Annotated in this window: 11 protein-coding genes; 5 read left to right on the top strand and 6 right to left on the bottom strand. The window is 55.4% G+C overall.

Annotated features, from left to right (window positions below; genetic code table 11):
• The first annotated feature begins 397 nt into the window (after positions 1-397).
• Together SFX18_03665 and SFX18_03660 are read left to right on the top strand one after the other, a co-directional pair.
• Positions 398-970, top strand: a complete 573-nt coding sequence (locus SFX18_03665; protein ID MDX1962225.1) for a hypothetical protein — start codon at positions 398-400, stop codon at positions 968-970.
• Positions 951-1937, top strand: coding sequence for a sugar phosphate isomerase/epimerase family protein (locus SFX18_03660; protein ID MDX1962224.1), 987 nt, complete (start codon positions 951-953; stop codon positions 1935-1937). Before SFX18_03665 ends, SFX18_03660 begins: the two co-directional genes overlap by 20 nt.
• A 96-nt stretch (positions 1938-2033) precedes the next feature.
• Here the strand turns inward: SFX18_03660 and SFX18_03655 are convergent, their stop codons facing one another.
• The 5 genes from SFX18_03655 to hisF all read right to left on the bottom strand — a co-directional run bounded on the left by SFX18_03655 (position 2034) and on the right by hisF (position 7800).
• Positions 2034-2786, bottom strand: coding sequence for a hypothetical protein (locus tag SFX18_03655; protein MDX1962223.1), 753 nt, complete (start codon positions 2784-2786; stop codon positions 2034-2036).
• A 59-nt stretch (positions 2787-2845) separates the two neighbouring features.
• A complete protein-coding gene (locus SFX18_03650) occupies positions 2846-3469 on the bottom strand; it encodes a hypothetical protein (protein ID MDX1962222.1) in 624 nt (207 codons plus the stop codon).
• Positions 3470-3656: 187 nt separating this feature from the next.
• Complete coding sequence (locus tag SFX18_03645; protein ID MDX1962221.1) at positions 3657-5453, bottom strand: ATPase, T2SS/T4P/T4SS family; 1797 nt, start codon at positions 5451-5453, stop codon at positions 3657-3659.
• A 96-nt stretch (positions 5454-5549) separates the two neighbouring features.
• Positions 5550-6704: a PilT/PilU family type 4a pilus ATPase gene (locus SFX18_03640; GenBank protein ID MDX1962220.1), complete on the bottom strand. Its 1155-nt coding sequence runs from the start codon at positions 6702-6704 to the stop codon at positions 5550-5552.
• A 322-nt stretch (positions 6705-7026) separates the two neighbouring features.
• Complete coding sequence (hisF, locus tag SFX18_03635) at positions 7027-7800, bottom strand: imidazole glycerol phosphate synthase subunit HisF (GenBank protein ID MDX1962219.1); 774 nt, start codon at positions 7798-7800, stop codon at positions 7027-7029.
• Positions 7801-8281: 481 nt separating this feature from the next.
• Here hisF and SFX18_03630 point away from each other — a divergent pair, with 481 nt between their 5' ends.
• The 3 genes from SFX18_03630 to SFX18_03620 all read left to right on the top strand — a co-directional run bounded on the left by SFX18_03630 (position 8282) and on the right by SFX18_03620 (position 11670).
• Entirely contained in the window at positions 8282-8887 is a 606-nt protein-coding gene (locus SFX18_03630; protein MDX1962218.1) for an RNA polymerase sigma factor, read from the top strand.
• A gap of 64 nt (positions 8888-8951) precedes the next feature.
• Positions 8952-9854 carry a hypothetical protein gene (locus tag SFX18_03625; GenBank protein ID MDX1962217.1) on the top strand — a complete coding sequence of 301 codons (903 nt, stop codon included), beginning with the start codon at positions 8952-8954 and terminating at the stop codon, positions 9852-9854.
• A gap of 112 nt (positions 9855-9966) precedes the next feature.
• Complete coding sequence (locus tag SFX18_03620; GenBank protein MDX1962216.1) at positions 9967-11670, top strand: hypothetical protein; 1704 nt, start codon at positions 9967-9969, stop codon at positions 11668-11670.
• 961 nt (positions 11671-12631) lie between these two features.
• On the opposite strand, the gene SFX18_03615 is transcribed toward SFX18_03620, so the two are convergent.
• The gene (locus SFX18_03615) at positions 12632-13741 is read right to left on the bottom strand and encodes a hypothetical protein (GenBank protein MDX1962215.1); all 1110 of its coding nucleotides are present in this window, start codon (positions 13739-13741) and stop codon (positions 12632-12634) included.
• Positions 13742-14185: the final 444 nt, after the last annotated feature.

The raw sequence follows: 14185 nt of genomic DNA, 5'->3' as shown, positions 1-14185 counted from the left end.
AGCACACGATTGAATTGCGGCCAAGTATGGATCGGTAAAAACAAATATGTGATACTGAGTAAAGAGTTGCGACGGATCGCTCGGTGTTTTTACCATGCTATACCGCACTGGAGACCGTGCTATGCCGCAATCTTCACAATTCGAATCATACCATTCTCAAAATGACCGCTCAATACACGGTCGGGGAGAGCCACGTTTTTTGGATCAGGTAGCCATTGCGTGCCGCAGGGAACGCTGTTGGGGGCGTTTACTTATGAATTAAGCGTCAACAAATTAGCCGCTAAGGTCCAAAATCGATAATCTACAGCTATTGAATACAGGCGGGCGCGGGATATTTCGGGCGGAAATAATACCCTTTTTGTGGCAAATATCTTCCATCGCAAGCATACTTAGACGTATGCCCGCGAATCCTGCCAACACGCCCACGAGTACCGTCCCGCCTTCGCGGACCTCGTCCTTCCCCCGCATTCACATAGTGCGCAAGGCTCTCGCAGCCCAGTTGCACTCGACCGTGCTCTGCACGGCGCTGGCCGTCATAGGCTCGTGGCTGACCACGCTGACCCTGGCGCTCTTATTGGCGGTAAAGCTGCGCGCCCATGGCCTGGATGACGCCACGATCCGCGATCTGCTGCGCGGTCGCGACGCCCATGGGGCCACTTTTGGCTTGTGGCTCGATTGGGCGATCTGGGACTTGCTGGCACGGGGGTGGTGGGCGCTCTTGGCGGGATATCTGACGCAATTTGGGCCGCCACGCTTTCGGGGAACGCGGATGCTGGCTGTCGGTTGGCTGGTGGGACTGGCCTGGATCGGCGAAAGCGCGGTCAATCCGCTGGGGGCGACCGCGCAGTTGACGCCCGTGCTCTTGTGGCTCACAATGATCGCCAGTTGCCTGGGGGGCTGCTTGGCATTTTGGGGCGTTTCCGCACCGTCGCGCACAACAGAGTCAAATCATGGGTGTATCTCGTCGTAACTGGTTAACGGGGATTGGCTTAACTTTGGCGGCGGGGCAGACGGGGCATGGTACCGCGGCGTCTCGCTTGGCTGATTCCGACACTCTCGCCGAACGCGCGGCCCGGGCGGAAAGTCCCTTGTGGAAATCCTGGAAATATTCGCTCAACACCAGCACCATTCGCGGGCAAAAGCTGCCGCTGGAACAACAGGTCGAAATCGCCGCCCAGGCGGGTTATGGGGGCATCGAGCCGTGGATAGGCGATATCGAGGATTATGTGAAGCGCGGCAAGTCGCTGGCGGATATGCAAAAGCGCTGCGCGGATTTAAATCTGGCGGTGGTCAGCGCGATCGGCTTTGCCCCGTGGATCGCCAACGATGACGCCGTTCGGGCAAAGGGGCTGGAACAGGCGAAGCGCGATATGGACCTGGTCCGGCAAATGGGGGGGACGCGGATCGCCGCCCCTCCCGCGGGCGAAACCGAGAACGCGAATCTGGATCTGTTTGCCGCCGCCCAGCGCTATCACGCGCTGTGTGACGTGGGCCAGCAAATCGGCGTGACCCCGCAGGTGGAAGTGTGGGGGTTTAGCAAGGCCCTGAGCCGACTGGGGGAGACGGTGTTTGTGGCGGTGGAAAGCGGCCACCCGCGGGCCTGCATCCTGCCCGATGTGTACCACATTTATAAGGGGGGGAGCGACTTTGCGGGGTTAAAGCTGCTCAGCGGGTCCGCCGTGCAGGTAATGCATATCAATGACTATCCCGGCCAGCCCCCGCGGGCCGAGATTAACGATTCGCACCGGGTCTATCCCGGGGACGGCGTGGCCCCGCTGGGGCAAATTTTTCAGGATCTGCAGACGGCGGGATTCGCGGGATGGCTGTCGCTAGAGCTATTTAATCCCGAATACTGGAAGCAGGACGCGTTGGAAGTGGCCAAGACGGGCCTGGCCAAAAGCCAGGCGGCCGTGGCGGCGGCCTTTGCCACGGGTTAAAGAAGCCCGTGGTCGACAAAATTTTCCCTCCCCGCGGTTGGAGTCTGTCTAGGTGCGCAGCGCTGATTACCACGCTGCCGATTTCCGCGCCAGTGTTTATTGTGTTGGTGTTTCCTGCACATGGCGCAGCATCCACAATTGACGCTTGGGGTTGGGCTTTTGCAATCGAGAGACAACCAGCGTGATCAGTCGGGGTTGCGCCGCGACTTCCGGGGGAAATGTCAGCTCATAATGGACATACCAGTAATCATGAAACGAATCGCTGCCAAAGAGGCTTACGCCGCGTTCTTGCCACCGCAGCTTTTTTCCGGCGGAGTGCAGTTGGGCCAGCAGGGGGGAGTTCCAAAACTTATCAAAGGCCGCCTGTTCCTTGGGGTCCTCGATCAATAATTGCCGCAGCGCCGCTTCGCGAAATGAACGCTGCCGGTCCAGGGAAAGCTCATACGCGGAAGAGAATTCCTCCGCCTGGATAAATTTTAGAAACTGGTCCGCCACCCGCGCCGCCTGGTCCCGATGCAGCGCCGCGGTGGTCGAGACGCGGGTCCCCACCACGCCCGCCGAAAAGAGGGCGACCGCCAGGCCCAGCCAGGCCAGATTGGCCCCCAGATAATGCCCCGGCCGGGCCGCCATCTGCCGCCAGGTAATCAGCCCCGCCAATAGGGGCAGGGGAACCAGCACCCAGAGGGCCTCCGGCGCGACAAACACCAGCAGGCACAATAGTCCGGTGACCAGCGTGGCGAGCGCCGGCCAGCTAATGCTGTGATCATCCAAGATCCGATTATCGCGCCACAACTCCCCTTCCACGGGAAAGGGGGTGGTCGCCGCGCGGGAGTCATCAACGCTGGGCATGCTGAAAAAAATGCCGAAAAGGGGATCGCACGGAGTCCGGCAGCCGCGCAAAACACGCGCTACTCGACCGGGGGTTTGCCTTTGTCGCCTAGTAATTGCTCAAAGCGGTAGCGGCGCAGGCCGTATTTTAATCGAAACAATCCCTGCGGATCAAAGATGTGCTGCTCATCCACAGAAATCGGACCGCTGTCGGGCCGGGACTGGCGATGGGCAAAGCTGAGCCACAAAAAATCCGGCCCCGTGCCAAAAAACATGTTGTTGGTCTCGGGTCGTTCTTGAAATGCGCCGCCAAAGGAATTGACCGCCAGCGGGGCCAGATGCAGGCTAAAGGTGGTTAAACATACCAGCGTCCACCCGCAAAGCGCGGCAAAGATGATCGAACCGGCCACTTCCACCGGTTTGCGAAAGCGGACCCGCACCGTGGATATCGTGTCCGTTACCGCGCGCAGCAACCCCATCGTCCCGGCAAAGAGAATCCAAAACGCCATCAGATCCGAATACCACGCGTAATCGGTCCCGATCATCGAATCAATCCAGATGGCGAATGGTTCAAAGTAATTGGTGGCGATTAGCCCGGCCAGGATGATATTGATCCAAGTGAGCAGATTATCCCACAATCCCCCCAAGGCCGAGAGCATGATCACGGGAATCAAAAAAACCGCCAGGAGAAAAACTGTAAACATGATTCAATTACGAATGACAAATGACGAATGACAAGTTGGTAAGATCAATCAAAACCCAGTAACTCAATTTCACGGGTACATTCCCCATTCCGCCGATACCATCGGCGGCTTTGTTACTCATAACAAAAAGCCCAGCATACGCTTTCATTTTTAATTAGTAATTCTTAATTTGTAATTTGTAATTAATTCAGTTTCCCTTGAGCACCCGCAAGAGTTCATCCAAAGAGGTGATCCCTTTGGCCACCAGCACAATTCCTTCTTCCTGGAGGGTGCGCATGCCATCCTTGCGGGCGGCGGCCCGGACGGCCTCGAGTTGCGGGGTGGTGGTCAGGGCCTTGCGGGTGTGGTCCCCCACAACCAGCACCTCAAATATCCCCGTCCGTCCCACATAGCCGATACCCGTGCAATTCACGCAGGGGGGTTCTTTTTCCGGCCAACTGGTGGGGGGCCGATACAGGGCGGTGACCTGGCTGGGGGGCAGGCCCAGCTTTTTGAGCGTTTCCGGCGGAGGGGTGTAGGCTTCGCGGCACTTTTCGCACAGTTTGCGGACCGTCCGCATGTTGATGACCAGCTTGATTTCCGGTGCAAATTCGGCGGCGGGGACCTTGAGCATGAGCACCCGCAAGAGGGCCTCGGCGCATTCCTTGGCCCGCACACCGCTGAGTACTAATCGGTCCTCGCCGCACTGCTCTATCAAAAAGCGGGCCACATCCCCATTGATCAAATCGCTCATCGCGTAGACGTTGGGGTACTTGAGCGCCTGATCGTTGAGAATTTTTAGCGGATTGTCGCCATGTTTGGCGTCATAATAAGTCAGGTGGACGTTTTCCACCTCGGGCTCGCGGTGATTGGTTTCTTCCACGCCGACAAAGTCGCGCATGTAACGGTCGCATTCGCGGAGGACCACGCTGTAGATGGTGCTATATCCCCCGCCGGCGGGGGGGGCCGAGACCAGTACAATGCCGCGCTGCTCATTAAGGAACGGTTTGACTGTTTCGATCAGCTTGGCCCGCATCCCCAGACTGTCCAGGCTTTTGAGCAGAGTTTTGGTATTTTTGAGGGAGAGGATCGCCCGTTCGCCCGTTTCGGTCCCTTGCGTGACCAGGCGGACCTGATATTTGATCTTTTCGTATTCGCACTCGTAAATTGCTTCTTGTTTGCCCCGGCGGTCCTGTTCGTTGGCGTTGCCCATTTTCTTGAGCGCGGCCAACATGGGATCCCCCACCTCCCGCGTCAGGGCCGGCACGTTGTGCCAGCAGCCATCAATGGAAAACCGCACCGCCACACCCTGGGCCGAGTATTCGAGCATGCTCATTTCGGCCTTGCGGGCCAACATATCCGCGATCAGTTGCTTCGCCGGTTGCCAACCGGCGGATTGACGCGCTGTGATCAGGTTGACCTGGTTTTTTTGGTCGTCGTCGGCCCCCTTGGGGATAAATTTGACCGGAGCTCCCTCTTCCTGGGGCAGGTCTGCCTCTTTTTTGACCTTCACCCCAAATTTTCCCGCGTAATCCGCATACATCGCCCGGAGATGCTGCGGCGTGAAAATCTTTTCATGCTTGGGCAGGGTGGCGTTGCGTAGGATCACGTAAACAACCGGCGCCACAAAGAGCGCCAGCAACAGCCAGAGATAAGCAAACAAAAAATACGGTATTACCCAAAATAACGCCAAGCCCAAGAAACCCGTACCAACCAAGATGGGATTCCACAGGGAGTGGTTTTGCTTAAAGACGACCGTGTCTTGGCACAGATAATCGGTAAGTTTGACCCACATCAAGAAGGTCAGCCAATACACCAGGATTTTGACCAGACTAAAGTAAAATCCGGCCGGTTCGCGGCGAAACGGCAGCACCGAAGATGGGGGCCACCCCTCGGGCGGGGGTTTGATGGTGGGCGCGGGGGTGGGCTGGGCCAGCGCCAGTTCGGGACAGGCCAGGCAGCAAACGACCGCCACAAGCAAACACAAAAGCAAAAATCGCCGCATTCGAAAAATCCGCCTTATGCCAAAAAAAATCCCGCGATATTCCCGAAAAAACTGGTTCCGGCGCGGGGGCCGCCGCTGGCCGGAACCATCGCCAAATTACAAAATCCCCGGTGTCGAAACGGAAATCCCCTTGAGCGCCATTTTGAGCGCGTCCACATTAGGCGCGACCTCGAGCGCGACATTGCGGTCGATAAGCTGTTTATTGACAAGGGAACAGAGGCTCATGGTAAAGTCCTGCATGCCGTCTTTAACCGACATCCGCACCAAATCCCCCAGCTTGTCGTCTTTTTCCTCTAGGATCAGCTTGCGCGCGGTCGAGTTGAACGTCATGATCTCGACCGTGGGGACGCGTCCCACCCCCTCTTTGATGCTGGGGAGCAGCTTTTGGGCGATGATGGCCTTCATGTTAAAGGCAATCGCGCTCCGCAGGGCGGGGTGCATATCCGCGGGAAACAAGTCCAAAATACGCCCAATCGTGGAGGGGGCGCTGCTGGCGTGAATGGTGCCAAAGACCAAGTGGCCGGTTTCGGCGGCATGTATGGCCGTCATGAATGTCTCTTGATCGCGCATTTCCCCCACCAGCATCACATCAGGATCTTCGCGGACGGCGTGCTTCATGCCGATCTCAAAGTTTTTGACATCGTTCCCCACCTCGCGCTGGTTGATCAGGCATTTATCCTCTTTAAAGACAAATTCGATCGGGTCTTCCAGTGTGAGAATGTGCTTGCGATAATTTTGATTGATATAATTGAGCATGCAAGCGATCGTGGTCGATTTGCCCGAACCGGTCACTCCGGCCAGAAGCACCATCCCCTGGTCGAACTTGCATAACTCTTCGACGATGGGTGGTAAATTTAAACCGGCAAAGTCCGGAATCCACTGGTTGACCTTGCGCGCGACCAGACCCACCTGGCCCAATTGGGTCAGCACATTCACGCGGAACCGCCAGTTGCTGCCATCCACCTCGACCACGTGGGCAAAGTCCGCCCCCCCCGTCGCCTCAAAAATTCGCAAATGGTGATCCGACATCATTTCAAAAATAATGCGGGTCATTTCCTCGTTGTCGATCGGACCGCGATTGAGCGGGCGCAGCTCCCCCTTGACGCGGGCATAGGGGGGTTTATCAACCTTCAAATGCAGGTCCGATCCGTTTACCTTCACCAAGGCGCGGAATAATTTGTCAATTTCACACTCGCCCTTTTTATGGGCGAATTTGGCCATCAAGCGATGAGCCAGGGCCTTGGGATCCATTGGGGTACCCACGTGTTCTTCGGTTGCTGTGGCAGCTCCGTTTTTACTTCCACCCGCCATGATGATTCCTCTGTTCCTGTTGATTGCCTCTGACGTCCGGCCAGCCCGCCCCGGTGGCAAATTCACTTTGCCAGGGTCGTGCTTCGCCGCAATAATTCAGTGCTCTGTTCACTGAATTTGGCCCGTCAATTCTCTGTTTTTGGTCCGCTCGTTCCGTTCATCCCGTCCATCATTACCAATTTCAAATCTCAAATCTCAAATTTGAAATTTGAAATCTCATCCCACTACCCACTACCCACTACTCACTGCTCACTACCCACCCCTACGCCGCCAGTCGCACAGGAATCCCCTGGCGCGACATTTCTGATTTGATTTGGGCGATGGTATATTCGCCAAAATGCAAAATTCCCGCCGCTAGCGTGGCATCAGCCCGGCCCCGCAAGATGGCGTCGGCAAAATGTTCCGGCCGTCCCGCGCCGCCACTGGCCACCACGGGGACCCGAACCGCGCGGCTGACCGCGGCGGTCATTTCCAGGTCGTAACCGTTTTTGGTGCCATCGGCATCCATGCAGGTTAAAACGATCTCCCCCGCGCCTAGCTGTTCCACCTGCTTAGCCCAGGCGACGGCTTCCAACCCGGTGGCGATTCTTCCGCCATTGATATGGACATCCCAAACGGTTTGGCCATCGCGCTGGATCCGTTTAGGATCAATATTGACCACAATGCACTGGCTGCCAAACCGCTGGGCGGCTTGGCGGACAAAGTCGGGATCGCGCACCGCGGCGGAATTGATCGAGACCTTATCGCAACCGGCGTTGAGGAGCGCGCGAATATCCTCCAGGGTGCGAATGCCGCCACCGACGGTCAGGGGCATAAAAATCACCTCCGCCGTCCGGCGGACCACATCCAGCATGATCTCGCGCCCTTCATGACTGGCGGTAATGTCTAAAAAAACCAACTCATCCGCCCCCTCCGCCTCATACCGCGCGGCGACCGCCACGGGATCCCCCGCGTCGCGTAAATTCAAAAATTTGGTCCCTTTCACCACCCGGCCTTGATCAACGTCCAGGCAAGGGATGACACGTTTGGCTAGCATAAATCAAGGCTGCAAAAAAATGCTAAGGCCCCGCCACAAATCCTACTCAATAATAGCGCGGCATTATTGGGATCGCCGGGGATGGATACAAATCTCAAAGCTTGAACCGCCAACCGTTGCCTTTCAGATTCGCGTCCAACTGCTAAATCGTAAAATTGGGTAAATTGACAAGCAAAAGTAGGGCTACCAGACAAGTTACGGCCCCAACCAAGCGTTTTTCGCGCTTCGCTGTGGCCGCCGGTTTTTCAATAAGATAGTTTAAGCAGGGGGGGAATTGCAAGCAACTGGCGGGCGGATGGCTCCACCGGTGTCGTATCCCGGATTTTAAGTTTTTTCCCAAAAAGGAAGTTCGCGAAGAGTTACAGAGGAGAATCCAGTTTTGACACTAGTCAAAAATTCGAATATTTTTGCGGAGATTCCCCGCTTTTCCTGTCAGGTCTTTCCCTGATCGGCATCTCATTTGTCGGATAAACGGTAAATCTTGACCACGCACCTGGCTTACCCTGTGGCGGACTCCACGCAAACCAATCCTGATGCGGATTGCGTCGCCCGTATTTTGCAGGGTGATTCCGGGGCATTTACCGAATTGATCACCCGGCATCATGAGTACGTCTGCGGTTTAGCGCGTAAATTGCTGGCGACCGCCGATGTGGACGATGTCGTCCAAGCGGCCTACGTGGCCGTATTAACAAATTTACCCGGATTCCGACAGCAGAGCCAGTATCGCACCTGGCTAACCCAGATTGTCATTAACCAATGTCGCCAAGAGCAACGCTGGACGCGTCGCTTTTGGAATTGGCTGCGCCGCGCGGCGGGGCAGTTGGCCCAGACCCAGACCCAGAATTCCCCATCCGCGCAGGAAGGGCCCGATGCCGCAGACCAGACCTTTACGCAGTTGCATGCCGCGCTCGAACAGCTTTCCCCGGCCGAGCGCGAATTGGTGGTGCTCCGGTATTTTGACCAACATTCCTCCGCCCAAATTGGCGTGCTTTTAAATTTAACCCCCAACACCGTCGATTCACGCCTAAGCCGGATTCGGCGTAAACTGCGCACCTTGATCAGCGAACTGCGCGCACTGACCCTGTAGGTCTTGCCACACGCTCCCCCGTCAATCCACAACCCCAATTTGCGTTCCTCTCCCCGGTGCCCTGATGTCCGCGCACATTCCCGACAGACACGATATTCCGGGAGAACCCAGCATCCCGCCAGTCACCAGGGGAGTTTCCGGGGCGGGGCGGTCGCGGCGCACCCCGGCCGAGTTTGCCGCGCTTGCCTGGCAAACCTACTCCATTCGCAATTCGCGCAGGCGGCGCATGCAAAGAGCCATGCCGGTCGTTCTCATCATGCTGCTGTGCGGCGGCTGGTCGGTGTGGCAGTTTAGCCGTTTGGCGGGACCAAATGTCCCCCTCGTCCGCCATCACCCAGCAGTCCCCCAGCCCATCCTGACCGACACCGCGCGGCGTGTCCCCCCGCTGGCAAACAATCGCGCAGTTGGCGAACCGACGATACCACTTCCTTCCCCGGCTGTTGCCCCTACCTTACCGCGTCCTCCCCGATCGCCAGCGAGCGTCCCGACTCCCGCTCAAGTCACGGCATTTCATCAAGAATTAGCGGCTTTAGCCGCGGAATTGGACGAATTAAAGCACGACGTTCAGGATTTAAACGCACAAGTCGCCACGTGCGTGGAACTGACCGCACAGCGCGAACTGCTGGCGGCGGGGACGCCAGCGGACAGCCTGGGTATGCTGGTCGGGGCGGGTGAGCTGGAGAGCCTAACGGATCCGTCGACCGGACCGAACACCGTCGCCACGTCGGCGGCCTCTCGCAGCGGTTCTGCCTCCGCAAAGCAGCATCAGGTGGATTTTGCCGTTTGGCAAGCCCGCCACCAACACGAGCAAACCGCCGCCACGTTGCTCGCCTGGGCACGCAATCTAGCTGAACGCCGCCAAACCGATCGGGCTCTGGCCGAATATGTCCGCATTATCGAGCGATTTCCTGATTCCCTGGCCGCGGTGACAGCCAAAGTGGAATCGCATCAACTCCGGGCGATGTAAAAGGTGATCTTCCCGGTCGTTGTTGCTTGTGGGCCGACGGACCGACTCACCAGCATTGTTTTTTCCGCAAGTGATATTTCGACAACTGTTCATTTTTCTTTTTGAGGCATCTATGAAAATTTCGCGCTCGACGCTTTGTGTTTTTGTGTGTACCGCGTTGGGGATGGTTGCCATGGGGGGAGTGGGTCAACACACCGTGGCTCAAGGCTTATCCGAAGGCACTCCCGCGGGTATTGAGTCCGCGGAGGGAGGGCTAGGACTGCCCGAGCAGCCGATACCCGCCACCGCGATCCCGGTCGATCCTAACGAGGAAGGGACGGGGGGAAGAGCCGGGTTGCCGGGAACGACCGCGCCGTCGGTCCCCTCCGTCGGGGAAGGTGATTCAAACGCTCCTGGTTCTTCCGGCGGACCACCTAGTCAGGTTGACCCCGAATCCGGCGCGGCTCCTGGCGCGGGCTTTGGTCCTCAGGGAATTATCCTCGGGCGTGGAGGAGGATCAGGCGAGGGGGGAACGTCCCCGGGAGGACCCCTAGGGAGCGGCGGCAGAGCCAGCGGCATGCCCGGTATGATGGGGGCTGGGATGATGGGGCCAGGGGCGTACGGTGGCGGCATGGGGGGGATGGGTAGTATGCCAGGCGGCGGCCTGGGCATGGCTGCTCCCCAGTTAGTCATTCCCCAGGACCGCGAACCGGCGATTACTGGCATTTTTGCCGTGTCGGGACTAACAACGAGGGACGCCCAAAGCATCGGAATGACTAACATCACTGTCGAGGACTGGACTATGGAGGATGCCGATAAGCATACCCACAAGCTGAAAACAGTGGTTTATTTTTATGCGGCGCCACTATTAAGCGAGGTGCTATTGGCCGAGGTGCGGGTCTACCGGATGGAGGGAAAAGTCCCGGAAAACTTTGACATGTCGGTCTTATTAGACAAAGCGGTCGAACGTTACAACTACAAGTTAAAAAAATTGAGTGAGTTGCGCCGCCAGGCCGCGATGCGTCCCATCCAAAGTATGGAAAAGCAGCTTCATCAATTGGAGGCTAATCAACAGGAATGCCATGCCAAATTGGCTGAGATAAAAGAGCAACTTAATGAGCTGCAAATTGCCCCCGCCCAGGTGGAATCGCTGCGGAATAAATTGCTGGAGCAACGGTTGACCTTTCAAACAGATGTGGTGGGGCTGGAGGCAGGTCGCGCGCGGATGCTGGAGGAGATCGAGTTGCAAAAGAAGCGGGCGGAGGAGCAAGGTCCGTTGGCCCTGCAAGAGGCACAGATTCACCGCCGGGTAATTAAGGACAAAATTGAGAGCTTAGAGGCAACATCCGCGGCGTTGAAACTAAAGGCGCAGGAACTGGAAAAGACGGGAAATATTTCTCAAGTGGGTTTAACCGAAATAGAAGCTAAATTGAAAAGTGTGGAACTGGAAAAGATCACATTGCAAAAGGAAGTTCTTTTGACGGAAAATCGTTTACGAGAGGCTCAGGCCAAATTGGAACAGACGGAACAACTAACATCCTGGCAGGATCGGCTGAAGGAATTGCAAATCAAGCAGGCCACGACCGAGCGGCATTTGCAGTTTTCGGAGGAGCAGTTGCGAAAGCTAAACTCGCCGGAGGTGAGTGAGAAAATTCGTCTGTTGAACGATCTGCAGGGTAAAAGCGAGTTGTTGCAGTCGCTTAAAACTGATTTACTGACCAAGCTCATGCAGTTCAATCTAACCGCCGGTCCGGAAACCGTATATGCCGATGTGCAACTGGAATCGTTGGAGGCTCCTGCCGACGTGCCTAGCCCGCCGCGCAAGCCAGGAAATTAGCCCGCCGCAGAAGATGTAGCACCGACATTAGTCCGTAAGCAGTTTGGGTTGCGGACTAAAGTCCCCGCCATGTGATTCAGCCCGCTTGTGTGCCAGAGGAGCTTTGCGGGCCAAAGGCATTTTATTCGTTGCGGGCCAACGGCATTTTATCCTTTGCGGGCCAACGGCCCGACCGATCCCAGCCGTGTTTTTTTTAAATTGTGGCAAGCGCAGCGTCCCCCTAGGTGAAGCGTGGAACATACGAGGAAGGGCCAACGGCCCGATTCATATCGTTGCCCACAAAACTATCAGCGGCGTAGCATCGATTGGCGCAGTCTATCGGTGCCGCGTAGCGACCAGAGGGAATTGTGAATAGTTAGCAACCTCAATCAAGGTTCATACCCCTTTTGTACGCTTTCTAGCTAAACGTAGCGAGGCTATCTATTTATGAAGGCACCCATAGTATTACTGGGTTATTTCCGGATGACGCAACCGCGTTGCGGTATATTCCCTCACCCCGGCTCTCTCCCAGAGGGAGAGGGTGTATTCCCAGGGTAGCCGCTGCGCGGCAACCCTGGGCTGAGTTCCATAACCGCTTCGCGGTAGATTCCCTCATCCCGACCCTCTCCCAGAGGGAGAGGGAGTACCGCAACGCGCCCTGTTCAATGATAATACTGGGTAACAAAGCCCATGGGTTGGAGCGCAGCGAACAACCCTGGGAAAAAGGACAAAACCAGTGAACTCCTACTCCAACGGAGTTGTGGAAGCCCTTGGTAAATCGGGTAAAAACCGCGCTATGATTACTTGCAATTAGTATATATTCCCTCTTGCGGCTACCTGCGTTCTTCTTGCTAGTGCGCCGCCGAAGTAGACAAACAACCTGGGCCATCCTGCGGAAGTGAGAAGTAGGAATGCAGATTTCAGAATGACGGAATTAATTCTTCATTCTTCATTTTCAATTCCTAATTGACTCCGCCAACCCCTACCAACTCAGCCAAAATTTTACCGGCACCTGGTCCGGGGTGCCGATGGCGTAATCGTTGGACTGCGTGTGAATCATGGGATCATGCCAATTCTCGATTCCGCCATCATCGCTTAAATTTGGTCCAACAGAATAGGCAATAAAACTTTGGCCGGTACTGCGGTAAACAAACTCTTGCTTGGTGTATGGATCGAGTGGTATTTGGGAAAGATAAGGGGGGGACAATTCACTAAGCCGTTGCGGAAAATGGCCATGATCGAATCGATAAAGTTCAAGGGCCAAAAGAATGCTGGCAAGTGCGTGTCTGCATGCATGCTTGAGGCTTCTTTCCAAAAAGTTTAGTTCATTGCAATTATCGGAAAATATGAACATTGCCAACAATTCTGAACGCTGACTGCGTGTATAGAGGATGGCGCGAGGGGATTTCCAAGTTTTATTGATATTTCTTGCCGATTGATCGATTTCAAGATCCGATTTTCTTAAATGCTTAAAATTTTGAAAATAATCCGGCAGCTTGAGATTAGCTATTCGTTGGTCGCATACTTGCAAAATACTCTTAGTGGTCTGATCCCAATCAAAATCCGCGTAAGGACTTTTAAATTCCGGCCCGTAAAGCTCTATCCCCTTGGCAGTCCCCCGACTTTGGCTGGTTCTGGCTAGGAAAGTAGCCTGGCTAACCCGCATCAGTCGCTCTCCTTTTTCAAACCCCGGCACGATATCAACATTTGCCGGAATAAGTTTCTGCAAATTCAGTAATCTTTGAATTAGTTTACTATCAGCACTTTTGTGCCGCAGTAAATACTGGAAATGCTTATAAATGGTTTCATACTGACTCATGGCAAGATTACTTTCATAGGCAAGGGGATATGTTGATCGCAGGTTGCCGATGTGGATCATGCTTTCCAGGTCATTTACCGCTAAATCAAGTTCTCCCCGCGGAATCCGGGCCCGCAGACGAATGCCATAAATCTTGAAAATCGACTGGATTACATCGAGGTGTGGTATATAGGCATGAACAATATCATATTTACCATGGTTAATATTGCGTATCTGTGGAGCAAAGTATTTGGGCTTTTGGCGTAATTCTTTCTGTAGTTGATCCAATTTCAATGAGTGTTCATTTATCACCTGGGCCGCATACGGGTTGTTCTCCGCACACCAAGGCTGCTCAATCCTGCGGCACAGCATATCCCACAGTTCTGACTGCTTGGTTTGGATGGTGTTTGTATCAAAAGGTTGGGGACTGCCATAGGAAAATGTTGGATATCCATGTTCAGTTAGAAGGCTATTAAAATCCTCCTGCTCAATATACCGTACCTTATCGACGGCAATATAGAAATACGAGACTTCTTCCCATGCGCCAGTCAGCCAATTAAATCGCGTATTATATGGTAAAATGGTCGGTTGAAAACCGGGCGGACATCAAACTCAAACGCAACGCGGGTTTAGGAGCTAGCGTAAAAAACTTCGTGGGCGGTTTGGAAGCCCAGGCATTCGCGGGGTCTGTGGTTGATAAGATCTTGGACCCGGCGGACCTCTTGCGGAGTGACGTTT

This window comes from Pirellulales bacterium (assembly GCA_033762255.1).
GTDB lineage: Bacteria > Planctomycetota > Planctomycetia > Pirellulales > JALHPA01 > JANRLT01.
This window is presented reverse-complemented; position numbering and strand designations above follow the sequence as displayed.